This window comes from Kocuria aegyptia (genome assembly GCF_039530085.1).
Lineage (GTDB): Bacteria > Actinomycetota > Actinomycetes > Actinomycetales > Micrococcaceae > Kocuria > Kocuria aegyptia.
Genome location: NZ_BAAAOA010000018.1, coordinates 1 through 22,178, shown reverse-complemented (window position 1 = coordinate 22,178; position 22,178 = coordinate 1). Strand labels below are relative to the sequence as shown.

Genomic DNA, 22,178 nt, shown 5'->3' with positions numbered 1-22,178 from the left:
CGCGGGACGGCCGGCGGCGCGGCGGACCGGGACGGCGGAGGAGCCCCGGTCAGGGGCGGGCGGTCAGGCCGGCGGGCGGCCGGGGTGCTGCTCGGGGTCGCGCGGGGCGTCCGTGCCGGACGGGCCGGCGGTTCCGGGGGTGCCCGGGGCCCGGTCCGGGGTCACGTCCCGGCCGGACTCCACGGGCTTGCCGTCGATGACCACGTCCGAGCCGTCCGGCTGGTCGTCCTTCTTCATCTCCTTCACCTCGGACTTGAAGATGCGCAGCGACTGGCCGAGGCTGCGGGCCATGCCCGGGAGCTTGGGCGCGCCGAACAGCAGCAGGATCACCAGCAGGATGATCAGGATCATGAAGGGGCTGTCGAAGAGCCTACCCATTGAACATTCCTTTCCGTTCGGCCCGGCGGATGTCGCCGATCCGCTGCGGCCGGCCCATCCGGTCCTTGCGCTCGATGCGGCGTCTCAGACGGGCGGTTTCTCGTTGGTCACGGCCGGCCCGGTAGTCGGCCACGGCTTGCCCCACCGGGGTGAACAGGGCCGGATCCGGGGCGACCCGCACGGGGCGCTGCACCCCGGCGGCGGCGTCCTCCCAGCGCTGGGAGAACTCCGCGGCCGCCGACTCCGTGTCCCGGAGCAGGGCGAAGAAGGTCTTCACCAGCCGCCACAGCATCAGTCCGAGGAACGCCGCGCCGAGCAGGACGAGGACCGTCCACAGCAGGACCCAGGACCACCAGAGCATGCCCTTCAGTATAGGCGGGCGGATCAGCCCGGCCCGGACGTCCCGTACGCGCCGAGCGCAGAGTTCACCCAGAGTTCCACCTGCGCCACGACGTCGTAGGGGCCGAGCACGGCGAGCTGGCCGCCGTAGCGGGTGACGAGGGCGCACACGGCCTCGGGCGTCTGGAACCCGATGAGCGCGGCCTCGTGGTCGGCCGCCGGGCCGGTGCGGGCCCCGCCGGGGACCCGGACCACGGCCGTGCGGACGGCGTGGTACTGGTCGGCGATCCACCGGCTGCGCCGGTCGGTGACGAGCACGACCTCCACGGTGTCCGGGGTGCCGGGGGCAGGCGGTGCCGCGGCGGCGGCCTCCTGGGCGGCGGGGCGCTCCCCCGCCGGGCCGGCGTCCTCGACGGCGGAAATCCGGTCCAGCCGGAAGTTGCGCATCCCCTCGGCGTCGAGGCACCAGGCGCGCACGTACCAGTGGGTGTTGGAGGAGAAGACCTGGACCGGGTCGACGACGCGCTCCGTGAGCTCGTCGCGGGACGGGACCACGTAGCGGATCCGGATCCGGCGGCGCTGCTCCACGGCGCGGCGCACCGCGGACATGACGTCGGCGAGGGCGGGCGCGGGGGTGTCCGTGATGGGGCGGGCGCCCACCGCGTTGGCGAGCACCCCCGCGTCACCCGCCGCGCCGGCGACCTTCGCGATCGCGGAGGCCACCGCCTCGGAGTCCCCGCCGGGCACGGTGCGCAGCGTCTGCAGCCCCACGAGCAGCGCCGAGGCCTCCGGCTGCGTGAGGCGCACGGGGTCGGAGAGCTCGTCCGCGTTGGAGAGGTAGACGTGGCCGTCGTCCCAGGACGCGTCGATCAGCTGGTCCGGCATGTGCCCGGGCTTGCCGCACACGAAGAGGGTGTTGAGGTCCGCGATCAGCTCCTGGTCGGTGATCCCGAACCGGCGGGCGGTCTCCTCGAGCTCCGCGCCCTGGTGGGCGTATACCCAGCGGACGATCTCGAGCAGCCGTGAGAGGTGGTCGGCGGTGGAGAGCTTGTTGCGCGTGCCCTTGCGGGACCGCAGGCTCCAGTCGACCTGCACCCCGCGGAACCGCGCCGCGGCGGACGCGGCGCTCTCCAGCCGGCGCACCACGGCGGCCCGCACCTCGGCCTGCATGGTGGGGGCGGTGCCGTCCCCGTCCTGGGGGACGACGACGCCGGGGCCGGCCGCGGCGATCTCCTCGGCGAGGATCTCGGTCTCCGCGAAGGGGATGTGCAGCCGGTCCCACCGGTCCACGCCGTTCCCGGCGCCGACGCCCGCCTCCTGCCGGGCGGCCATGCGGCGCAGCATCTGCGCGTGGCCGGGGCGGGCGAGCACCTCCACGGTGCGCGCGGGGGCGTGGGAGACCATGTGGGACAGCGCCTCGTTCATGGAGAACCCCTCGGGCGGGTCGAACTCCTTGCGGGTCACCGTGACGTCGGACATGATCCGTGACAGCCGGAACGTGCGGGAGTCCTTGCGGTCGAGGTCCCAGCCGACCACGTACCAGTTGCCGTAGCGGGAGCCGATCCCCCATGGCCGCAGCCGCCGGGTGGTGAGCTCGTCGGTGCTGCGGGCGAGGTAGTCGAAGCGCACCTCGCGGTGGCGCACCACGGCGGAGAGCAGCGGCTCGAAGGACGGCTCGTGGGCGGTGAGGGTGGGCTGCAGCAGCGGCGGGGCGTCGTCCTCCGGCAGGCCCCCGATGGCGGGCTCGAGCTTGCGCAGGGCCCGGTGGGCGAGCTCTCCCAGGGAGGCGTCCGTCCAGGCGTTGGCCGCCAGCGCGAGCACGGCGGACTCCTCCGCCGTGAACTGCAGCGGCGGCAGCGTGAAGGAGCCGCGCGGGATCCGGTAGCGGTGGCCGTGCGTGTCGTCGGGGAACAGGGGGTCCTCGGAGACCTCCTCGATGGGGTAGCCGAGGTCGCGCAGCTCCGCCTTGTCGCGCTCGAACATCCGCTCGAAGGCCTCGTCGGACGCGGACTCCGCGTACGACGGAACGGCCTCCCGGAGCTCGGCGCGGGTGTACCCGCGTTCGCGGGAGACCAGGGCAATGAGCAGGTTGAGAAGCCGCTCCGTCGATCGGGCTGCCATCCGGTGGGTCCTCAGCGCACGTCCAGGAGGTCCACCACGAAGATCAGGGCCTCGTCCGGGCCGATGACCCCGCCGGCGCCCCTGGAGCCGTAGGCCTGGTCCGAGGGGATCTCCAGCCGGCGGCGTCCGCCGACCTTCATGCCCAGCAGGCCCTTGTCCCAGCCCTCGATGACCTGGCCGATGCCCACGGTGAAGTCGAGGGGCTGGCCGCGGTTCCAGGAGGCGTCGAACTCCTCGCCGGCGGAGAACGTCACGCCCACGTAGTGGCAGGAGATCTGCTTGCCGGGGGTCGCCTCCGCGCCGGTGCCCTCCACGAGGTCCGTGATGACGAGCTCGGTCGGGGCCTCCCCCTCGGGGAAGTCGATCTCGGGCTTGCTGCGGTCGAGCTTGCGCTCTCCGAAGGACATGAGTGCTCCTGTTCGTCGGGTCGTCGACGCGTGGTCGTCGGGAACGGCGGGGCCGCGGCCCCACCGGGCCACCATAGCCGACCGCGGGCTACTCCTCGGTCGCGGAGGGGGACGGCGAGGCGGAGGGCTCGTCCCCGGCCGGGGCCTCGGGGGTGTCCACGGCCGCGAGGATGTCGACGACGAAGAGCAGGCTGCCGGCCGGGTAGTCGGAGTCCTTGCCGAGCTCCTTCTCCGTGCCGTAGGCCTGGCCGACGGGCACGGAGAGGATCACGCGGGAGCCCTGCTTCTTGCCCTCGAGGCCCTCCTGCCAGCCCTCGATGACGTTGTCGAGGGGGAAGGACGCGGGGGCGCCGTTCTCGTAGGAGGAGTCGAAGGTCTCGCCGTCGGACCACTTCACGCCCACGTAGTGCGCGATCACGGTGTCGCCCTCGGCGACCTCCTCGCCGTCGCCCTCGATGAGGTACTCGGAGACCAGCTTCGCCGGGGCCTTGCCCTCCGGCTTCGCCACGGCCGGCACGCCCTCGTCGTTCTCGGTGATCTCCGGCAGGCCCCGGGGGCTGTCCTGCATCTCGCCCTCGATCTGGGTGGGGATCTTCCGGACGACCTCGTAGACCTCCACGGAGGTGGACTCGTCGCCGGCGGCGCCGGCGGTCTCCGGGGAGGAGTACGCGATGATCGCGCCCTCCTTGGCGCCCACGAGCGCCTCGTACATCTCCGGGATGGATTCCTGGAGGCCTTCCTCGAGCTGGAGCACCTGGCCGGCGCCGCGGGAGTAGGTCTCGCCGATGGAGGTGCCGTCGGAGCCCTTGTAGAGGGCCGCCTGCAGCAGGATGGTGTCGCCCTCGGCGAGCTCCTCCCCCTCGCCCTCGCGCAGCTCCTTCGCGCCGGCCTCCTCGGCGTTGAGCGGGGTCTCGAACGTGACCGACGGGGCCGTGCCCGGGTCGGGTTCGTTGCTGAGCTCCACGGAGTCGACGCCGGGCCCGGAGCAGCCCGCGAGGACGAGCGCCAGGGACAGGGCGGCACCGGAGGTGGTCAGGGTCTTTCGCACAGGATTCTTCCTCAGGGGTCGGGCCGGTTGGGGTCGGTGGGTCGGGCGGATCGGGCCGGGACGGCGGCCAGCCTAGTGCAGGGCGCTGGGCGTTGACTGGACGGTGGGCGTCCGGCGGTCCCCGGCTGGGTTCAGACCACGGGGGCGTCCCCGGCGCCCCGACCGGCGGCGCCGGACTCGCCCAGGGCGGCCACCAGGGCGTCGGCCTCGGGGTTCCGTGCGGCGAACGGGTCCTTGCACAGCACCGTGCTGCGGCCGCGGTCGTTGAGCTTCAGGTGCACCCAGTCCACGGTGTAGTGGTGCCCGGAGGCGAGCGCCGCGTCGATGAACCGGCCGCGCACGGCGGCGCGCGTGGCGGGCGGGGTCCGGGCGGCGTCCTGGACCCGTTCGTCGGGGACGAAGGTCGCGGCCCGTCCCCGGCGCTGCAGGAGGTTGAACAGTCCCCGCTCGGGGGCGGTGTCGTGGTAGGCGAGGTCCAGCTGCGCCATCCGGGGCGCCGAGAGGTCCAGGCCGTCGCGGGCGGCGTAGCCGTCGAGCAGCTTCTTCTTGATCGCCCAGTCGATCTCGGTGTCGATCGCGGAGGTGTCCTGGTGGGCCACGGCGTCGAGGGTCCGCGCCCACAGGTCGAGCACCCACGGGACCCGGTCGTGGTGGGCGCCTTCGCGGTCCACGAAGCGGCGCACGGCCTCCAGGTGCTCGTGCTGGAGGTCCAGGGCGGAGCGGCGGGTGCCGTCCGCGAGGAGGACCGGGCGGGTGCCGGTGAGGTCGTGGGAGACCTCCCGCAGGGACCGGACCGGGTCCACCATGGTGCGGTCGGGCAGGATCTGCCCGGCCTCGATCATCCGCAGGACGAGGTCGGTGGTCCCGATCCGCAGGGCGGTGGTGGTCTGGGACATCGTGGAGTCGCCCACGATGACGTGCAGCCGGCGGTAGTGCTCTGCGTCGGCGTGCGGCTCGTCCCGGGTGTTGATGAGGGGCCGGGAGCGCGTGGTGGCCGACGAGGAGCCCTCCCAGATGTGGTCCGCGCGCTGGGAGAAGGAGTAGCTGGGCGCCCCGGTGTCGTCCCCCATCCGCACGGCGCCGAAGTCCTCGGGCCCGGCGGGGTGCACCTTGCCGGCGCCGACGAGCAGCTGACGGGTGACGAGGAACGGGATGAGGATCTGCACGAGCCGGGCGAACTCGGTGCGCCGGGCGATGAGGTAGTTCTCGTGGGAGCCGTAGGAGTTGCCGCGCGAGTCCACGTTGTTCTTGAACAGGTACAGCTGCCCGGCCGTGCCCTGTTCCCGCAGGGCGTCCTGGGCCTGCCGCCGGAGGTCGTCGACGATCAGCTCACCGGCCTTGTCCTGGGCGACGAGGTCCTCGAGCGTGGCGCACTCCGCGGTGGCGTACTCGGGGTGGGAGCCGACGTCCAGGTAGAGGCGCCCGCCGTTGGGCAGGAACACGTTCGAGGACCGGCCCCAGGCCACGACGGGGCGGAAGAGGGTGCGCGCGGCCTCCTCCGGGCTGAGCGGGCGGGCGCCCGGGGCGCTGTGGGCGAGGCCGAACTCGGTCTCCACCCCGTAGATCCTACGGTCCATGGGGGCTACTGGCCGCCCTTCTGGACGAAGCCCTTCACGAACTCCTCGGCGTTGGACTCGAGCACGCCGTCGATCTCGGCGAGCAGGTCGTCGGCGCTGCCGGTGCTGCTCTGCGCCTGGGCGGTGGGGGCCGTGGGGGCGGGGGCACCGGGCTCGGGGAGCTCGGTCTCCTCGCGGCGCTGGGCGCCGGTGCCGAAGATGCGTTCCTGGGCCATGACGGGGTCCTCCTGGGGTGTGGTGGTCGGGGTGCTCAGCCGAGGGAGCCGGTGTGCACCAGGGCGGGTCGGGCCGCGGCGAGGGCGCGGACGAGGTGCTCGGCGTCGGGCGCCGCGGACAGCAGGGGGTCGACGTCCTCGCGGGTCAGTCCGAGCGGCTCGGGCATCGTGATCCGCGCGCCGCGGCGGACGCCGGGCAGGGCGAGCGAGACCGAGTCCCAGTTGGCCGTGAGGACGTCGTCGGGGAAGCGGGTCACCAGCCGGCCCCGGAACCACGCCCGGGTGTCGGCGGGAGGCAGGCCCGCCGCACGCTCCACCTCCTCCGCGGTGAAGAGGGTGCGCATCCGGCCGGTCGCGACCAGCCGGTGGTGCAGCCCCTTCTCCGGGCGCACGTCCGCGTACTGCAGGTCGATCAGCGTCAGGCGCGGGTCGTCCCAGGCGAGGCCGTCGCGCTCCCGGTAGCCCAGGAGCAGGGCGTGCTTGGCGACCCAGTCCAGGCGGTCCGCCAGGGACAGGGGGTCGGTCTCGAGGGCGTCGAGGACCTCCTCCCACAGTTCGAGGACCTCGCGGGTGTCCGGGTCGGGGCCCCCGGTCGCGTCCTCGTGCGCCCGGGCGGCCTCGAGGTAGAGCCGCTGCAGCTGGACGCCCGTGAGCCGCCGGCCGTCCCGGAGCGGGACGGTGGTGGTCAGTCCCGGGTCGTGGCTGATCGCCTGCAGCGCGGCCACCGGGTCGGCGAGGGCGAGATCGGGGGCGGCGCCGGCCTCGATCAGGCCCAGGACCAGGGAGGTGGTGCCGAACTTCAGCAGGCTCGAGGTGTGGGAGAGGTTGGCGTCGCCGATGATGACGTGCAGGCGCCGGTGGCGGGCGCGCTCGGCGTGGGGTTCGTCGCGGGTGTTGACGATCGGCCGGTGGACGGTGGTCTCCAGGCCGACCTCGCGCTCGAAGAAGTCCGCGCGCTGGCTGATCTGGAAGCCCGGGCGACCGCCCCGGTCGCCGAGGCCGACGCGGCCGGCGCCGCAGACGACCTGCCGGGAGGCGAAGAAGGGCAGCAGGCCGGCGGCGAGCGCGGGGAAGGGCACGGCGCGGGGCACGAGGTAGTTCTCGTGGGCGCCGTAGGAGACGGACTTGTTGTCGGTGTTGTTCTTGTAGAGGTTCACCACGTCGAGGCCGGTCGTGGCGGCGCTGGCGGCGATCGCCCGGACCGCGTCGAGGGCGACCCGGTCCCCGGCGGCGTCCCAGAGGACGGCGTCGCGGGGGGTGGTGACCTCCGGGGAGGAGTACTCGGGGTGCGAGTGGTCCACGTAGAGGCGGGCGCCGTTGGGCAGGACGGTGTTCATCACCACCTGCCGCCAGTCCAGGGTCTCGGCGTGGGTCCCGGTCTCCCGGAGGGCCTCGGCGGCGACCTCCTCGGCGGTGAGTACGGGAGCGGCGTCGGTGAGCTGCGACGGGTCCGCCTGCTCGCGGGGAACCGTGAAGCCGCGGGCGTCCTCGAGCGGGGTCTCGCCGTGGTAGTCCCAGCCGGCGGTGGCGCCGGAGGCCCCGAGGCGCCGCCGCACGAGGGCGGCGTAGGTGGTGACCACCTGGCTGGAGAGCACGGTGGCGTTGGCGCGCGGGTTGCCGGCGGCGAGCACGCCGAACTCGGTCTCGGCGCCCATGACGCGGCGGACGCTCACGCGGTGCCCTCCCCCGTGGCGGGTCCGGTCGGGGCGGGACCGGTCCGCCCGGCCGGTGCGGAGGCGTGGCGCTCGCCGGGCCCGGCCGGGTGCGGGTCGCGGTGCAGGACCACGCGCAGGTCCGTGATGGTGTCCCCGCGGCGCCCCGAGATGCGGGCCCAGTCCTCCGGGTTGGAGGTGTTGGGCAGGTCCTGCTGCTCGTGGAACTCCTCGTCCACCGCGCGGACCAGGTGGTCGCGGCCCAGGCCGCGGACCCCGGTGGTGAGCAGGTCCTTGATGGCCTGCTTCTTGGCCCGGTCCACCACGTTGCGGATGACCGCCCCGGAGGTGAAGTCGCTGAAGTAGAGGGTCTCCTCGGTGCCGTCCCGGTAGCTCAGGTGCAGGAACCGGGTGCCGGGGCTCTTCTCGTACATCCGGGCGACGGCGGCGTCCACGAGGCCGGCGACGGCCCCTGTGCGGGAGCCGGCGGCGTCGACCTCGTCCTGGCGCAGGGGCAGGTCCTCGGTGACGTAGAGGCGGAGGATCTCGGCGGCGCCCTCGGCGTCCGGGCGGTCGATGCGGATCTTCACGTCGAGGCGGCCCGGGCGCAGCACGGCGGGGTCGATCATGTCCTCGCGGTTGGTGGCGCCGATGACGATCACGTTGTCGAGGCGCTCCACGCCGTCGATCTCCGTGAGCAGCTGCGGCACGATGGTCGTCTCCACGTCCGAGGACAGGCCGGAGCCGCGGGTGCGGAACAGGGAGTCCATCTCGTCGAAGAACACGACCACGGGGATGCCGCGGGCGGCCTGCTCGCGGGCGCGCAGGAAGATGGAGCGGATCTGGCGCTCGGTCTCCCCCACGTACTTGTCCAGCAGCTCGGGGCCCTTGATGTTGAGGAAGTAGCCCAGGGCCTTCCCGCGCCCGGCGCGGTCGGCGGCGCGCTCGGCGAGGGAGCGGGCGACGGCCTTCGCGATGAGGGTCTTGCCGTTGCCGGGGGGCCCGTAGAGGAGGATGCCCTTGGGCGGGGTGAGGCCGTGCTCGCGGTAGAGTTCGGGGTGGACGAAGGGCAGCTCCACGGCGTCGCGGATCTGCTCGATCTGCGGGCCGAGGCCGCCGATGTCGTCGTAGGAGACGGCGGGGACCTCCTCGAGGACGAGCTGCTCGACGTCGGAGCGCTCGATGGGCTCGAGGGCGAAGCCGGTGCGGTGGTCGATGGACACGGCGTCGCCGATCTCCGGGCGGTTGCGGCGCAGGAGCCCGGAGAGCAGCAGCACGCGCTCCTCGTCGGAGCGGCCCACGGTGAGGACGCGGTCGTGGTCGACGATCTCCTTCACGGTGGCGATCTCGCCGGTCTGCTCGTAGTCGAGGACGGCGCCCACGGTGTAGTTCTGGTCGAGCAGGACCTGCCGGCCGGGTTCGCAGGCGGTGAAGCTCACGAGCGGGCTCAGCGCCACGCGCATGCGGCGGCCGGCGACGAGGACGTCGAGGGTGCGGTCGGTGACGGCGGGCCCGGTGCCCGTCTGCTCCCCGACGGGGGCGCGGCCGGGGTTGGCCTGCAGGACGGTGCCCTGGCTCAGCGGCGGGACGAGGTCGTTCTCCAGGGCGCGCTTGAGCTGGGCGATCTCGGTGCGGGTGGCGTCGAGGAGCCGGACGAGCTTCTGGTTCTGGGTCCCGGCGGCGGCGAGCTGCTTGTCGAGGGCGCGCTTCTGGTCGCGCAGGATGTTGACCTGCCGCTGGGCGTTGATCAGGGCGCGGCGGGTCTGCTCGGCGTCCGCCGGTCCGGCGCCGGCCGGCCCCGTGGTCTGCTGCGGGGAGGTCTCGTTCACGGGCGCTCCTCGTGGGGGTGCTCGGGTCCGGGGGCCGGTGCGGGCGGGGGCGTCGTCCCGGGGGCGTCGGCCGGCGCTCCCGCGCGGGCGGCGCGCTCGGCCAGGCCGAGGGCCTCGCGGCCGGCGCGGCGCAGCTTCTTGTCCGTGACGTCCCGCTCGCCGAGGGCCACGGGGGTCCAGGCCTGGAGGTCCTCCTCGCTGTACTCGGATTTGGAGGCCCGGCGCTTGGGCGCCAGCCGCTCGGAGCCGTCGGCCAGCCGGCGGGCGGAGAGCAGGAAACCGGTGTGGGCGACCATCCGGTGGTCGGGGCGCACGGCCAGGCCCTCCACGTGCCAGCCGCGGACCATGGTCTCGGAGGCGTCGGGCTCGGTGAAGCGGCCGTCGGCGCGCATCGCCTCGGCGGTGCGGGAGAGCTGGGTGACGGTCGCGACGTAGCACATGACCACCCCGCCGGGGGCCAGGGCCGTGGCCACCGCGTCGAGGCACTCCCACGGGGCGAGCATGTCCAGGACCACGCGGTCCACGGAGCCGGGCTGCTCGTGCTCGCCGAGCTCCTCGGCGAGGTCCCCGATGCTGATCTGCCACGCGGGGTGGGGGCCGCCGAACATGGTCTCCACGTTGCCGCGGGCGATGTCGGCGAACTCCGCCCGCCGCTCGAAGGAGTGCAGGTGGCCCTCGTCCCCCACTGCGCGCAGCAGGGAGATGGACAGGGCGCCGGAGCCGACGCCGGCCTCGACCACGCGGGCGCCCGGGAAAATGTCGGCCATCGTGACGATCTGGCCGGCGTCCTTGGGATAGACCACCGCGGCGCCGCGCGGCATGGACAGCACGAAGTCCTTGAGCAGCGGTCGCAGGGCCTGGTAGCGGAACCCGGCGGAGTTCTCGACCACGGTGCCCTCCGGGCGGCCGATGAGCTCGCCGTGGCCGAGCACCCCGCGGTGGGAGTGGAACTCGCCGCCGTCCGCCAGCGTGACCGTGTTCATCCGCCCGCGCTCGTCGGTCAGCTGCACGCGCTCCCCGGCCCGGAAGGGGCCGCGCCGGTTGGCGGCGCCCCGCGGGGACGCGGGCGAGGGGGCGGTGGTCTGGTCAGCGGTTCCGGTCATCGGCTCACTCTCGGGGCGGGGCGTGGTCTGGTCGGGTGGTGCGGGGGCCGGCGGCAGCTGCGCCGACCCCGAGGTCCACCCCCATTGTGTCACCGTGGTGCGGGGTGCCGCCGCCGCGGGGGTCAGCCGGCCAGCAGCCGCTCGAGGGCGGCGGTGCGCAGCACGCCCACCAGGGCGCCGTCGGGTCCCGTCACCACGTAGTGGGGGTACTCCCGGGCCGCGACGGCGCGCAGCAGCGCCTCCTCGCGCAGCCCGGCGTCGAGCACGGCGTCGGCGGGCAGGTGCTGCAGCACGGACGTCAGCGGGGTGTTCGCCCGCCGGGCCGCGGGCACGGCCTCGGCCGCGGCCGGCACGAGCAGGCCCACCACCTGGCGGTCCGGGGAGACCGCCAGCACGTGCGGGACCGCGCCGCCCGGGCCTGCGTCGCGGGCGAGGTGGTCGGTGACCACCCGGTCGGTGTGGGCCAGGGAGGCGCCGGACGGCACCGCCACGGCGGGTTCGGCCAGCGCGGCGGCGCTGACGCCGTGCACGCGGGACAGCACGGTCGCCCCGCGCAGGGAGGCGCCGGCGCCCTGCCACATGAAGCCGGCGATGAGGACGACGAGCACGAGGGCGACGGGCTGACGCCACAGGCCGGTGGCCGCGGTCCCGGCGACGAGGCCCACGGCGAGCAGCCGGCCCGTCCAGGCCGCCACCACCGTGCCGTGGTGCTCCCGGCCCGTGACCGCCCAGACGAGGGCCTCCACCACCCGGCCGCCGTCCAGGGGAAGACCCGGCAGCACGTTGAAGACGCCCACGATGAGGTTCGCCCACGTGGTGAGGTCGAGCAGCACCCAGCCGAGCGTGGGGGACGGCTCCCCCGTGCGCAGCAGCGTCCAGCCCGCCAGGCCGAGCGCGAGGTTGACGGCGGGTCCGGCGAGCGAGACCACGGCGGAGGCCAGCGGCGTGCTGCGCACGTCCCCGAAGTGGGTGTGGCCGCCGAGCAGGCTGAGCACGATCCGGCCCGTGGGCCAGCCGAAGGCCCGGCCCGTCCAGGCGTGGGCCAGTTCGTGCAGCAGCACGGACAGCGCCAGGGTCAGGGCGAAGCCGAGGGACGCGGCGTAGTTGAGCGCGCCCAGCCGGGGGTAGGCCTCCATCAGTACGGGGGTGTAGAGGACCACGGTGACCACGGCGATCACGAACCACGACCAGGAGAGGGTCACGGGCACCCCGCCGATGCTGCCCAGGGGGACGCCCGCGGAGCGGGTCCGGCTCACGCGCGGGCCCCGGCCACGATCCGCCCGAGGTCCTCGGGGCCCACCCCGGCGAGGCTGGGCAGCACGAGGTCGGCGCCGGCGTCGTCGAGCGGGACCATGTTGGGCACGCCCACGGTGAAGATCCCCGCGGCGGTCGCCGAGCGGATGCCCGTGCGGGAGTCCTCGACGGCGACCATGCCGGCGCGCTCCAGCGGCCGGCCCACGCACTCGGTCAGCGCGGCGGCGCCGATCCGGTACGGATCGGGGGCCGGCTTCGCCGGGTGTCCGAGGTCGCCGGTGACCACGACGTCGAAGACGCCCGGGCCGCCGAAGGCGTCGAGGACGACCTCGGCCAGGGGCGCCTCGCTGCTGGTGACCAGGGCCAGCGGCACGCCGCGCTCGCGCAGGGCGGCGACCAGCTCCGGCGCCCCCTCCTTGTACACGACCCGCTCCCGGGTGCGGGCCGCGACCCGGGCGAGGAGTCCGTCGACGATCTCCCGGATCCCCAGGCGCACCCCCTGGCGCTGGAACACGGCGGCAGCGTCCTCGAGGCCGGTGCCGACCATGGCCAGGGCATCGGCCTCGGTCCAGGTCCCCCCGTGGGAGCGGACCAGCTCGATCTCGGCCTCGATCCAGTACGGCTCGGTGTCCACGAGCGTCCCGTCCATGTCGAACAGCACGGCCGTGGGCAGGAGGTCGTCGGGGGGCGCGGACGGGAGCAGGGACATGGGCTCCATCGTAGTGTCCGCAACACGGTGCTCGTCGTGCCGGGGCCTCTTGCCGTCGATGCCCCGGCGCGTAGTGTGGGGTCCGTGAGCAACAACTTCGACGAGACGTTCCCCCGTCCCCAGGCGGGGCCGTTCGGCGTGGTCCGCGAGGACGGTGACCAGGAGCGCGTGACCGTGCTGGTGGCCGCGTTCGAGGGGTGGAACGACGCCGGGGACGCCGCCACGGACGCCGTGCAGTTCCTGGCCGGCCACTACGGGGCGAAGGACGTCTTCGAGGTGACGTCGGACGACTACTACGACTACCAGTTCTCCCGGCCCATCGTGCGCCGCGGGGCGACGGGCGAGGTGAAGATCGTCTGGCCCACGACCCGGCTCTCCACGGCCACGGTGCCCGGCACCAACCTCGACCTGGTGCTGCTGCACGGCTGGGAGCCCTCCTACCGGTGGCGCTCCTTCACCGCGGAGTTGCTCGAGCAGGCCACCCTGCTCGACGTCGACTTCGTGGTGATGGTCGGGGCGCTGCTCGCGGACGTGCCGCACACCCGGCCCATCCCGGTGACCAAGACCTCCGACACCGCCGAGCTCCAGGAGGAGCTGGACATCGACTCCTCCCAGTACGAGGGGCCCACCGGGATCGTGGGGCTGCTCTCCCACATGGCCTCCCTCGGCGGGTTCCCCACCGTCAGCCTGTGGGCGGCGGTGCCCCACTACGTGGCGCAGTCCCCCTCGCCGAAGGCCGAGCTGGCCCTGCTGCGGGAGCTCGAGGAGCTGCTCAGCATCACGCTGCCGCTGGACGCCATCGCCGAGGACGCCGAGGCCTGGGAGCGCGGGGTCAACGAGCTGGCCTCCGACGACCCCGAGATCGCCGCCTACGTCCAGCAGCTCGAGGAGGCGAAGGACACCACGGACCTGCCCGAGGCCACCGGGGACGCGATCGCCAGGGAGTTCGAGCGCTACCTGCGCCGCCGCCGCGACGAGAAGTGAGCGCGGCCGGCGCCCGGGACCGGACGCCGAGGGGCGGCACCCGGTGACGGGTGCCGCCCCTCGGCATCGCACGGGACCGGGCCCGTGGGCGGGTCAGAGCTCGATGCCGAGCCGGGCGTCCACCAGGTCCCGGACCAGCCGGGCGTCCGCCCCGCGCGGTCCCGGGGTGCCACGGGTCAGGGCGTCGGCGGCCCACGCGTCCAGGGCCGCCAGCGCGGCAGGGGCGTCCAGGTCGTCGGCCAGGGCCGTGCGCACGGCCGCCAGCAGCGGGGCCGCGCTGCCCTCCGGAGCGACGGCCAGGGCTCGGCGCCACGCGTCCACGCGGGCGACGGCGCCGGCCAGCACGAGGTCGGTCCAGTACCAGTCCTCGGTGTAGCGGTGGGCCAGGATCGCGGTGCGGATCACGGCGGGGTCCACCCCCTGGGCCCGGAGGGCGGAGACGAGCACGAGGTTGCCCTTGGACTTGGACATCTTCTCCCCGTCGAGCCCGACCATCCCCGTGTGCAGGAAGTGCCGGGCCATGGGCCGGCCCGTCAGCGCCCAGCAGTGGCCCGCGCCCATCTCGTGGTGCGGGAAGACCAGGTCCGAGCCGCCGCCCTGGACGGTGAACGGCGCGGGCAGGTGCTCGAGGGCGATGAGCGAGCACTCGATGTGCCAGCCCGGACGCCCCGGGCCCAGTGAAGCGCCGTCCCAGGCGGGCTCGCCGGGACGCTCCGCGCGCCACAGCAGCGGATCCAGCCGGTGCCGCTTGCCGGGCCGCTCGGGGTCCCCGCCGCGCTCGGCGAACAGCGGGAGCATCTGCTCGGGAGTCAGGTGGGAGATGTCGCCGAGCACCCACGCGTCGTCGTCGTCGGCGGGCAGCGCGCCGGCGGCCTGCACGTCGAAGTAGACGTCCCCGTCCGGCTCGCCGTCCCGGCCCTCCACCCGGTAGGCGAGGTCGCGCGCCACGAGGCGCTCGACGGCGGGGACGATCCAGCCGACGGACTCGGTGGCGCCCACGTAGTGCTGGGGCGGGAGGACGTTGAGCGCGCTCATGTCGGTGCGGAACAGCTCGGTCTGCCCGGCGGCCAGCTCCCGCCAGTCCACGCCGGTGGCCTCGGCCCGCTCGAGCAGGGGGTCGTCCACGTCGGTGACGTTCTGCACGTAGTCCACCGGGGTCCCCGCGTCCAGCCAGGCGCGGTGCAGCAGGTCGAAGGCCACGTACGTGGCGGCGTGGCCCATGTGGGTGGCGTCGTACGGGGTGATCCCGCAGACGTAGAGGCTCGCCCGCTCCTGCCGGGGCAGCTCCACCCGCCGTCGCAGCCGGGTGTCCTGCACGACGGGCAGGGCCGCCTCGCCGGGGAGGTCGGGGACGGGACGGGCGGACCAGGCTTTCATGCTCACCTCGGGTGGGTCGGGGATCGGGCGACGGCCACGGGGCCTCACCCAACCTACCGGACCGGCCGGCGTCCCCGGATCCGGGGTGACGCAGGGCTCAGGCGCTGATGAGCCCCAGGCCCAGCAGCACGAAGATGACCAGGCCCAGCGCGATGCGGTACCACACGAAGATCGTGTAGCTGCGGTTGGAGATGTAGTGCATGAACCAGCCGATGATCACGTAGGCCACCACGAACGCGATGCCCGTGGCCAGCAGCGTCTCCAGCATGCCGAAGGGGCCGGTCTGCGGCTGCCCCACGGACTTCGCCAGCTTGTACAGCCCCGAGGCGAAGACCGCGGGGATGGCCAGCAGGAACGCGTAGCGGGCGGCGGCCTCGCGCGTGTAGCCCATCAGCAGCCCCGCCGTGATGGTGCCGCCGGACCGCGAGACCCCCGGAATCAGGGCCAGCGCCTGGGCCAGCCCGTAGAGCAGGCCGTGCTTGACGGTGAGGCCGTCCAGGTGCCGGGCCTGCCGGCCCACCCGGTCCGCCACCGCCAGGAACACGCCGAAGACCACCAGCATCGTGGCCGTGATCCACAGGGAGCGGAACTCCGTGTCGATGTAGTCCTCCAGCAGCAGCCCCAGCACGCCGATGGGCAGGGAGCCCAGGATGATCAGCCACCCCATCCGGGCGTCGGGGTCCGAGCGCTCCACCCGTCCCACCAGCGACAGGGTCCACTGCTTGAGGATCCGGACGATGTCCCGCCAGAAGTAGATGACCACGGCCGTCTCGGTGCCCAGCTGGGTGATGGCCGTGAACGCGGCGCCGGGGTCGGCGCTGTTGGGCAGCAGCTCGCCCACGATGCGCAGGTGCGCCGAGGAGGACACCGGGAGGAACTCGGTCAGGCCCTGGACGAGGCCGAGAATGATGGTTTCGATCCAATTCACCCGGCCACCCTACGGCACCGTCCGCGCCGCCGATGGCGGGACAGGCCCGGGGATGACCGGAAGGGCCCGCCGTGTGGGCGGTCCCCGGTGGAGGCGGGGCGGGCGGCGGCGGTCAGCGGGCGGAGCGGGCCCCGTCCGTGTCGTCGAGGTCCTCGTAGTCCTCCTCGTCGACGAGGTCCTCGTCGAGCATCTCGTTGTCCTCCAGGAGCTCCTCGTCCTCGTCCGAGTCGTCGTCGGAGTCGTCCTCGTCGTCCGAGTCGTCCTCGTCGTCGGAATCGTCCTCCGCGAAGACGGTCAGCGGGGTGACCTCGTCGTAGGCGTCGTAGAGCGCCTCCTCGTAGGCGTCGAAGGCGTCGGCGATGGCGATGTAGGCGCCGTCGACGGCGGGGTCGTCGTCGCTGCGACGGTTGGACGCCGCGACGAGGTGTTCTTCGAAGGCGCTCACGAGGGCCTGCAGCGCAGCACGAGGATCATTGCTCATGGAGTAGACGTTAGCGCTAATCCGTGCAGAATGGGGACCGATGAGAGAACAAGTCCGGACCAGCTCGGCCACCCTCACGAGGGACGCCGACGAGCGCTACGAGTACCTCCTGCTGACGGTGGCGCCGCACGAGCCGGTCGGCGACGCACGGGCCCGGCTCAGCGAGCACGCCGAGTACGGCAAGTGGGAACTGACCCGTTCTGTCCTGCTCTACGGTGGCACCCGCAAGTACTGGCTGCGCCGCCGGGTGATGCGCGTGGAGCGCACCGCCTGAGCCCGGACGCCTCTCCCGCCGACCGCTCTCAGCCCCCGATCGGGCCCAGCAGCGCCTTCGCCACGGCCGCGTGCACGGACTCGCTGTCGGAGGGGTGGTAGATCCCGGCCAGCACGTCCCGGTACAGCCGTTCCAACTCCCGACCCCGGGAGTACTGGGCCCCGCCGGCGGTGCGCAGCGCGAGGTCCACGACCTCACGGGCCGCCTCGGTGGCCCGGTGCTTGACCCCGGAGAACAGCAGGAACCAGCGGGGGCCGTGGTCCGGGGCGCCGGCGGTGCCGAGGGCGTCCACGTCCGCGGTGAGCCGGAGCAGCTGCAGCTCCACCCCGTCGCGCAGGAGCGCGGCCTCGGCGATCTGCCAGCGGACGTCGGGGTGCTCGGCACGGGGTGCTCCCCCGCCGCGGGCCCGCCGGGTCCCGGCGATCTCCACGGCCAGCTCCACCGCCCGGTCCGCGATCCCGGTGTAGACGGCGGCCAGCAGCAGCTCGAAGCAGCCGAAGACGCCCCACACCACCGGGTCCGGGTTCGGTCCCACCGGGGTGCGCGTGAGCACCTGATCCGCGGGCATCGGCACGGAGCGCAGCACGGTGGTCCGGGACTGCGAGGCGCGCATGCCCAGGGTGTCCCAGTCGTCGAGGACCTCGATGCCCTCCGCGGCCCGGTCGAGGAAGCCGAACACCAGCGGGGTGCGCCCCTCGGCGTCGTCGCGGGCGTGGACGATTAGCCGGGTCCACACGGGGGAGAGCGAGGTGAAGATCTTCGTGCCGGTGATCCGGTAGCCATCCTCGGCGGCCACGGCGGTGGTGTCGGCGTCGAAGAGCACGGAGTCGTTGCCGGCCTCGGAGATGCCGAAGGCGAAGATCTCCCCGGCGGCGGCCTGCTCGAAGATTCGATCGGCCCGGGCGTCCCCCCGCAGGCGCAGGGTGTGCGCCACGCCCACCAGGACGTGGTGCATGTTGATCCCCAGCGCCGTGGCGGGCGCGGCCGCGGCGAGACGTCGTTGGGCGGCGACCGCCTGCTGCAGCGTGAACCCGAGTCCGCCCCGGTCCCGCGGCACCAGCATGAGCGGATAGCCGATGCGCACCAGATCCGCGAAGTCCTCGTCGAAGAACCGGTTCTGCCGGTCGTAGCCGGCGGCGCGCTCGCGGAACGTCGCCAGCAGCTCGTCCGGCAGCAGGGTCTCGGGTGCCAGGTCCCCGGGCGCGGGGGCCTGGGTCGCCATGCCCTCGGGAGGCCGGTCCTCCGGGGCCCGGTCCTCGGGACGTGGGGGCTGGGGCTCCGGCCCGGTCGCGTGCGGCATCTGGCTCCTGTCGGCGGTCTTCGGGGTCGCGATGGCCCGGAGGCCGTGCGGTCCGGGGCGGTGGGGAGGGCGGTACCTGGTCAGTACCGGGTCAGCAGCCGGTGCAGCACACGGGAGCCGAACTCCAGGGAGTCCGTGGGAACGCGCTCGTCCACGCCGTGGAACATGGCCGGGAAGTCGAGCTCGTCGGGCAGGCGCAGCGGCACGAAGCCGTAGCCGGTGATGCCCAGCGGGTCCAGGGACTTGTTGTCCGTCCCGCCGGAGAGCATGTACGGCAGCACGACCGCGTCGGGGTCCTCGGCGTGCAGCGCGTCGACCATGGCGTCGACCACGGTCCCCGAGAACGGCACCTCGAGGGCGATGTCGTCCGACTCGAACTCGAAGGAGACGCCGTCCCCGGCGAGCTCCGCGAGCTTCTCCAGCACGATCTCGCGCTGGCCCGGGAGGTAGCGCACGTCCAGCCCGGCCTGGGCCGATCCGGGAATGACGTTGACCTTGTAGCCCGCCTCCAGCATGGTCGGGTTCGCGGTGGTCTGCAGGGTCGCGCCCACGAACCGGGCCACGGAGCCGAGCTCGGCGAGCAGTCGCTGGGGGTTCTGGGGGTCGAACTCCACTCCCGTCAACTCGGTGACCGAGTCGAGGAACGCCCGGGTGGTCTTGGTCAGCTCGATCGGCCACTGGTACTCGCCGATGTTGGCCAGCGCTCTCGAGAGCCGGGTGACCGGGTTGTCGTCGTTGATCTGGGAGCCGTGCCCGGCCGTTCCCTGCGCGTTGAGGCGCAGCCACATGAGGCCCTTCTCCGCTGTCTGTAGGAGGTAGGCGCGCCGGCCGCCGATGCTGGCCGAGTACCCGCCGACCTCGCTGATCGCGTCGGTGACACCGTCGAAGAGCCCGCGGTGGTGCTCCGCGATCCAGTGGGAGCCGTACGCCATGCCGGCCTCCTCGTCGGCGAAGAAGCCGAAGACGATGTCCCGCCGCGGCCGGTCTCCGCTGCGCACCATGTGGCGCAGCACCGAGATCATCATGGCGTCCATGTCCTTCATGTCCACGGCGCCGCGGCCCCAGATCATGCCGTCCCTGATCTCGCCCCCGAACGGGTCCACGGACCAGTCCGCGGCGATCGCGGGCACCACGTCGAGGTGGCCGTGCACGAGCAGGGCGTCGGCGGAGGGATCGGTGCCCTCGATCCGGGCGAAGACGTTGGCCCGGCCGGGCGCGGACTCCAGGACGGTCGTCGAGAGACCGACCTCCTCGATCAGCCCGGCCACGTACTCGGCGGCCCGCCGCTCCCCCTTGGCGTCGCCGCTGCCGTAGTTGGAGGTGTCGATGCGGATGAGGTTGCGGCAGATCTCGACGGTCTCGCCCTCGGGCGACGACGCGTCCGCCGCGGCGGGAACGGTCTGAGGATCGGTCATGGCGGTCCTTCCTGGGGTTCCTGGTGGGCGGATGGGGCTCAGCGGACGGGGCTCAGCGGACGGCGGTGTCGCGACCCGGGTAGCCCAGCAGCACCAGGCGTCCGGACTCCTCGACCACGACGACCTCCTCCGTCTGCTCGGGCGCGTTCTCGGGGGCGACCTCGAGCCGGTACCCGTCCGCGGTCTCGACGGCCTTGCCCTGGACGGCGAGCGTCCCGTAGCGGGAGGTGTCCGGGTGCCGCTGCTCGAGGTGGACGCCGCAGTACTGCGAGCTGCCCTCCGTGGCACGGTGCACGAAGTCGTGGGACAGCAGGTCGCAGGCGCCGTCCCAGTCACGCTCGGCCATCGCCTCGACGAATGCCCGGGTGGTGCCCTCGGGGGTGTCGAGGTCCGGGCCGCACCCGGTGAGGCCCAGGGCGGCGGCGAGGACGAGCCCCAGCGGGCCCCGGACACCGGCGGCGCGGGCGGCGTGGACGGTCATCGGGCTCCTCTCCGGGCGTGCGCTCCCAGCCTATCCTCACCCGCCGCGGACCGGTCGCCGGACGGACGCCGCCCGGAGGACGCCCTCGCCGGCGGTGGCAGCCGCCCTCGGGGTGTCGCCTCGGCCGGCGCCGGGCCCCGGCCCGGGAGGTCGGAGGGTCGTGGAGCGTGCTGCTCGGCGGGACGGGAACCGCTCACTATAACCATGGGGGAACGGGCCTGTCGGTACATTCCGTGATGTCGCCGTTATCGTTCCGTGATAGACGAAACAAATTCACACATTTCCTATTTGCAATAGAAATTCCCTAGCCTTTCCGTGGGCGCCTTCCCCAGCCCAATCTGTCTCGTCGTCCGGCCGGACGACGACAAGCCCCCGCCGCGCGGAGCCCCCGACTTCTCCGTGCGTGCAGACAGACCAGGAAGCAGAAGCACCCATGGCGAAACATCGCTGCGCCCCCGCGCGCCGTCACGGCCGTATGGCCGCTCTGGCCCTCTCCGCCGGCATCGGCGTCACCACCCTCGCCGGCACCTCCCTGCTGGCCGCTCCGGCGGCCCAGGCTGCCGCCCAGGACATCGTCGCGGTGGACGCAGCCACCCGACAGGCCGACGCCCAGATCATCCTCGACGAGATCAACCGCTACCGCGAGTCCCTCGGCGTGAAGCCGCTCAAGTACTCCGCCACGCTGTCCCAGGTGGTGCAGAAGGAGTCCGACCGGCAGGTGGTCGAGGAGAAGTTCTCCCACAGCACCGCCTTCCTCACCGACCCGAGGACCGGGCCCTGGACCAGCGCCAACGAGGTCATCGCCCTGGAGTACCACCGGGACGTGCGCGCGCTCGTGAAGTGGTGGAAGTCCTCGGCCGCCCACGACAAGGCGATCAAGGATCCTCGCCACGAGGTGATCGGCATCGGCCTCACCTACGCGGACGGCCGGCTCGAGAACACGGGGCAGCCCTGGCAGGTGCTCTCCACCGTCAACCTCTACGGGTACGCCAACGGCGGCGCACCCGCGGACGCCTCGGCTCGTGTGACCGGGGCTCCTGCCTACATCTATGAGACGTCGACGCCCGTCCAGGTCCCCGTCCAGGTCCCCGCGGGCTACGGCGTGGGCGGCGCCATCGGCGCCAAGTACCACGCCCTGGGTGGCGCTGCGGTCGTCGGTCAGCCCGTGATGGCGGAGCGGGGCGGCCTGCGCGCCGGCGGCGTCTATCAGGAGTTCTCCCTGAACGGGCGCAAGTCCACGCTGTACTGGAGTCCCGCCACGGGCGCCCACCAGGTCGAGAACGCGACGGTCATCGGCCAGAAGTTCGTGGCCGCGGGGCGGGAGAACGGCTACGGCTTCCCGACCACGGAGGAGCGCCGGCTGGCCGACGGCTCCTCCTACCAGGTCTTCTCCCGGGACGGGGTCCTCACCAAGGTGCTGTGGACGCGCGCCCACGGCGCACGCGCTGTGAGCGAGTCCGGCGCCATCGGCCGTGCCTGGAAGGCCGCAGGCTTCGAGCGGGGCTACGGCTACCCCGTCACCGACGAGATCCGCTCCGGGACCACCGTCTACCAGCGCTTCTCCAACGGATACAAGGTGAACTGGTCCCCGGCCACCGGCCAGGTGTGGGTCACCGGCTGGTGACCCCGTGCCCCGGGACACCGTTCCCGGGGGGCACCGGCCGGGCGCGGTGCTCGAGCACGATCGTGCCGACGTGGCCGGGCCGACTCCCTCCCCCGGAACGGGTCGGCGGCCCCGACCCGGCGATGGCGAAGGTCGACCAGCGGCCGCAGCGCGGTCGTCCCGGGCGCGCGCACCACGCCGGCCGGGTCCCGCCGGCTGCCCACCAGCAGCCCCTGGAGCCGCGCCCGGCGCGCCATGGGCAGCGCCGTGCGGGGGCCCCGCCCGCGCCGACCGCCGGCGGTCCCTCCGTCCTCGGTCGGCGTCCCGCCGGAGACCGGCGAACCGGAGACCAACGAGCGGGCGTGGTCGTCCAGCGAGCTCGCGTGCACGTGGTCGCGGAGCCCGCCGGGGCCGGGGCGCCGGGGGCGGACAGCTCCTCGAGCCGGGCCAGGCCGCCGGGGCGGGGACGGTCAGCTGCTGCACGGGTGGCCCCCCAGGGCGGGCGGTGCCCGCGCTCCCCGCCGACGACAGCTGCCGCAACCCTGCATGTCATCAGCAAGCTTCCCATTCCCTTGAGGGCGGATTAGGGTGGCCTTACCTGTGCGCCCCGGGTCGGAACGTCCTCCGGCAGCGCAGGACCAGTGCACTCGATGACGGAGGTCAGCATGTTCACGCACAGCCAGACGCTTCAGTACCGGGCCAC

Annotated in this window: 21 protein-coding genes; 3 read left to right on the top strand and 18 right to left on the bottom strand. The window is 73.5% G+C overall.

Features of this window, described 5'->3' with window-relative positions; all coding sequences use genetic code 11:
• Window positions 1-63: 63 nt before the first annotated feature.
• The 12 genes from tatA to ABD220_RS08710 all read right to left on the bottom strand — a co-directional run bounded on the left by tatA (window position 64) and on the right by ABD220_RS08710 (window position 12,632).
• Window positions 64-378: a Sec-independent protein translocase subunit TatA gene (tatA, locus tag ABD220_RS08765; RefSeq protein ID WP_344121703.1), complete on the bottom strand. Its 315-nt coding sequence runs from the start codon at window positions 376-378 to the stop codon at window positions 64-66.
• Window positions 371-739 (bottom strand): hypothetical protein, encoded by a 369-nt coding sequence (locus ABD220_RS08760; protein ID WP_344121700.1) that lies wholly within the window; start codon window positions 737-739, stop codon window positions 371-373. The genes tatA and ABD220_RS08760 overlap by 8 nt, the downstream gene beginning before the upstream one ends.
• 23 nt (window positions 740-762) lie before the next feature.
• Window positions 763-2,838: a WYL domain-containing transcriptional regulator gene (locus ABD220_RS08755; RefSeq protein WP_344121698.1), complete on the bottom strand. Its 2,076-nt coding sequence runs from the start codon at window positions 2,836-2,838 to the stop codon at window positions 763-765.
• 11 nt (window positions 2,839-2,849) lie between these two features.
• On the bottom strand, window positions 2,850-3,245 hold the full coding sequence (locus ABD220_RS08750) for an FKBP-type peptidyl-prolyl cis-trans isomerase (protein WP_058874923.1): 396 nt from the start codon (window positions 3,243-3,245) through the stop codon (window positions 2,850-2,852).
• 88 nt (window positions 3,246-3,333) lie between these two features.
• Window positions 3,334-4,293, bottom strand: coding sequence for an FKBP-type peptidyl-prolyl cis-trans isomerase (locus tag ABD220_RS08745; protein WP_344121695.1), 960 nt, complete (start codon window positions 4,291-4,293; stop codon window positions 3,334-3,336).
• 131 nt (window positions 4,294-4,424) lie between these two features.
• Window positions 4,425-5,870, bottom strand: coding sequence for a Pup--protein ligase (gene pafA, locus ABD220_RS08740; RefSeq protein ID WP_344121693.1), 1,446 nt, complete (start codon window positions 5,868-5,870; stop codon window positions 4,425-4,427).
• 5 nt (window positions 5,871-5,875) lie between these two features.
• A complete protein-coding gene (locus ABD220_RS08735) occupies window positions 5,876-6,085 on the bottom strand; it encodes a ubiquitin-like protein Pup (RefSeq protein ID WP_344121691.1) in 210 nt (69 codons plus the stop codon).
• Window positions 6,086-6,120: 35 nt separating this feature from the next.
• Window positions 6,121-7,758 (bottom strand): depupylase/deamidase Dop, encoded by a 1,638-nt coding sequence (gene dop / locus ABD220_RS08730; RefSeq protein WP_344121689.1) that lies wholly within the window; start codon window positions 7,756-7,758, stop codon window positions 6,121-6,123.
• The gene (gene arc / locus ABD220_RS08725; protein ID WP_425552537.1) at window positions 7,755-9,566 is read right to left on the bottom strand and encodes a proteasome ATPase; all 1,812 of its coding nucleotides are present in this window, start codon (window positions 9,564-9,566) and stop codon (window positions 7,755-7,757) included. Before arc ends, dop begins: the two co-directional genes overlap by 4 nt.
• Entirely contained in the window at window positions 9,563-10,669 is a 1,107-nt protein-coding gene (locus tag ABD220_RS08720; RefSeq protein ID WP_344121687.1) for a tRNA (adenine-N1)-methyltransferase, read from the bottom strand. The genes arc and ABD220_RS08720 overlap by 4 nt, the downstream gene beginning before the upstream one ends.
• A gap of 122 nt (window positions 10,670-10,791) precedes the next feature.
• Window positions 10,792-11,925 carry a site-2 protease family protein gene (locus ABD220_RS08715; RefSeq protein ID WP_344121685.1) on the bottom strand — a complete coding sequence of 378 codons (1,134 nt, stop codon included), beginning with the start codon at window positions 11,923-11,925 and terminating at the stop codon, window positions 10,792-10,794.
• Entirely contained in the window at window positions 11,922-12,632 is a 711-nt protein-coding gene (locus ABD220_RS08710) for an HAD family hydrolase (RefSeq protein WP_344121683.1), read from the bottom strand. Before ABD220_RS08710 ends, ABD220_RS08715 begins: the two co-directional genes overlap by 4 nt.
• A gap of 75 nt (window positions 12,633-12,707) precedes the next feature.
• Here ABD220_RS08710 and ABD220_RS08705 point away from each other — a divergent pair, with 75 nt between their 5' ends.
• Window positions 12,708-13,616: a PAC2 family protein gene (locus ABD220_RS08705; RefSeq protein ID WP_344121742.1), complete on the top strand. Its 909-nt coding sequence runs from the start codon at window positions 12,708-12,710 to the stop codon at window positions 13,614-13,616.
• 93 nt (window positions 13,617-13,709) lie between these two features.
• On the opposite strand, the gene mshC is transcribed toward ABD220_RS08705, so the two are convergent.
• The 3 genes from mshC to ABD220_RS08690 all read right to left on the bottom strand — a co-directional run bounded on the left by mshC (window position 13,710) and on the right by ABD220_RS08690 (window position 16,402).
• A complete protein-coding gene (mshC, locus tag ABD220_RS08700) occupies window positions 13,710-14,993 on the bottom strand; it encodes a cysteine--1-D-myo-inosityl 2-amino-2-deoxy-alpha-D-glucopyranoside ligase (RefSeq protein ID WP_344121681.1) in 1,284 nt (427 codons plus the stop codon).
• A gap of 97 nt (window positions 14,994-15,090) precedes the next feature.
• Window positions 15,091-15,921: an undecaprenyl-diphosphate phosphatase gene (locus ABD220_RS08695; RefSeq protein WP_344121679.1), complete on the bottom strand. Its 831-nt coding sequence runs from the start codon at window positions 15,919-15,921 to the stop codon at window positions 15,091-15,093.
• Between the two features lie 112 nt (window positions 15,922-16,033).
• A complete protein-coding gene (locus ABD220_RS08690) occupies window positions 16,034-16,402 on the bottom strand; it encodes a primosomal protein (protein WP_344121677.1) in 369 nt (122 codons plus the stop codon).
• A gap of 40 nt (window positions 16,403-16,442) precedes the next feature.
• Here ABD220_RS08690 and ABD220_RS08685 point away from each other — a divergent pair, with 40 nt between their 5' ends.
• On the top strand, window positions 16,443-16,676 hold the full coding sequence (locus tag ABD220_RS08685; protein WP_344121675.1) for a DUF5703 family protein: 234 nt from the start codon (window positions 16,443-16,445) through the stop codon (window positions 16,674-16,676).
• A gap of 28 nt (window positions 16,677-16,704) precedes the next feature.
• Here ABD220_RS08685 and ABD220_RS08680 read toward each other — a convergent pair whose 3' ends face one another.
• The 3 genes from ABD220_RS08680 to ABD220_RS08670 all read right to left on the bottom strand — a co-directional run bounded on the left by ABD220_RS08680 (window position 16,705) and on the right by ABD220_RS08670 (window position 19,872).
• Window positions 16,705-17,898 (bottom strand): acyl-CoA dehydrogenase family protein, encoded by a 1,194-nt coding sequence (locus tag ABD220_RS08680; protein ID WP_344121740.1) that lies wholly within the window; start codon window positions 17,896-17,898, stop codon window positions 16,705-16,707.
• Between the two features lie 158 nt (window positions 17,899-18,056).
• Window positions 18,057-19,391, bottom strand: a complete 1,335-nt coding sequence (locus ABD220_RS08675) for a M20/M25/M40 family metallo-hydrolase (RefSeq protein ID WP_344121673.1) — start codon at window positions 19,389-19,391, stop codon at window positions 18,057-18,059.
• 52 nt (window positions 19,392-19,443) lie between these two features.
• Window positions 19,444-19,872 carry a hypothetical protein gene (locus ABD220_RS08670; RefSeq protein WP_344121671.1) on the bottom strand — a complete coding sequence of 143 codons (429 nt, stop codon included), beginning with the start codon at window positions 19,870-19,872 and terminating at the stop codon, window positions 19,444-19,446.
• Between the two features lie 433 nt (window positions 19,873-20,305).
• On the opposite strand from ABD220_RS08670, the gene ABD220_RS08665 reads away from it, so the two are divergent.
• The gene (locus tag ABD220_RS08665; protein ID WP_344121669.1) at window positions 20,306-21,496 is read left to right on the top strand and encodes a CAP domain-containing protein; all 1,191 of its coding nucleotides are present in this window, start codon (window positions 20,306-20,308) and stop codon (window positions 21,494-21,496) included.
• Window positions 21,497-22,178: the final 682 nt, after the last annotated feature.

Coding starts and splice junctions, on each gene's coding strand:
- ABD220_RS08670 (WP_344121671.1), bottom strand. CDS start 19,872: ATGACCGTCCACGCCGCCCGCGCCGCCGGTGTCCGGGGCCCGCTGGGG.
- mshC (WP_344121681.1), bottom strand. CDS start 14,993: ATGAAAGCCTGGTCCGCCCGTCCCGTCCCCGACCTCCCCGGCGAGGCG.
- ABD220_RS08720 (WP_344121687.1), bottom strand. CDS start 10,669: ATGACCGGAACCGCTGACCAGACCACCGCCCCCTCGCCCGCGTCCCCG.
- ABD220_RS08735 (WP_344121691.1), bottom strand. CDS start 6,085: ATGGCCCAGGAACGCATCTTCGGCACCGGCGCCCAGCGCCGCGAGGAG.
- ABD220_RS08760 (WP_344121700.1), bottom strand. CDS start 739: ATGCTCTGGTGGTCCTGGGTCCTGCTGTGGACGGTCCTCGTCCTGCTC.
- ABD220_RS08755 (WP_344121698.1), bottom strand. CDS start 2,838: ATGGCAGCCCGATCGACGGAGCGGCTTCTCAACCTGCTCATTGCCCTG.
- tatA (WP_344121703.1), bottom strand. CDS start 378: ATGGGTAGGCTCTTCGACAGCCCCTTCATGATCCTGATCATCCTGCTG.
- ABD220_RS08710 (WP_344121683.1), bottom strand. CDS start 12,632: ATGTCCCTGCTCCCGTCCGCGCCCCCCGACGACCTCCTGCCCACGGCC.
- ABD220_RS08750 (WP_058874923.1), bottom strand. CDS start 3,245: ATGTCCTTCGGAGAGCGCAAGCTCGACCGCAGCAAGCCCGAGATCGAC.
- ABD220_RS08665 (WP_344121669.1), top strand. CDS start 20,306: ATGGCGAAACATCGCTGCGCCCCCGCGCGCCGTCACGGCCGTATGGCC.
- ABD220_RS08690 (WP_344121677.1), bottom strand. CDS start 16,402: ATGAGCAATGATCCTCGTGCTGCGCTGCAGGCCCTCGTGAGCGCCTTC.
- ABD220_RS08685 (WP_344121675.1), top strand. CDS start 16,443: ATGAGAGAACAAGTCCGGACCAGCTCGGCCACCCTCACGAGGGACGCC.
- ABD220_RS08675 (WP_344121673.1), bottom strand. CDS start 19,391: ATGACCGATCCTCAGACCGTTCCCGCCGCGGCGGACGCGTCGTCGCCC.
- ABD220_RS08680 (WP_344121740.1), bottom strand. CDS start 17,898: ATGGCGACCCAGGCCCCCGCGCCCGGGGACCTGGCACCCGAGACCCTG.
- pafA (WP_344121693.1), bottom strand. CDS start 5,870: ATGGACCGTAGGATCTACGGGGTGGAGACCGAGTTCGGCCTCGCCCAC.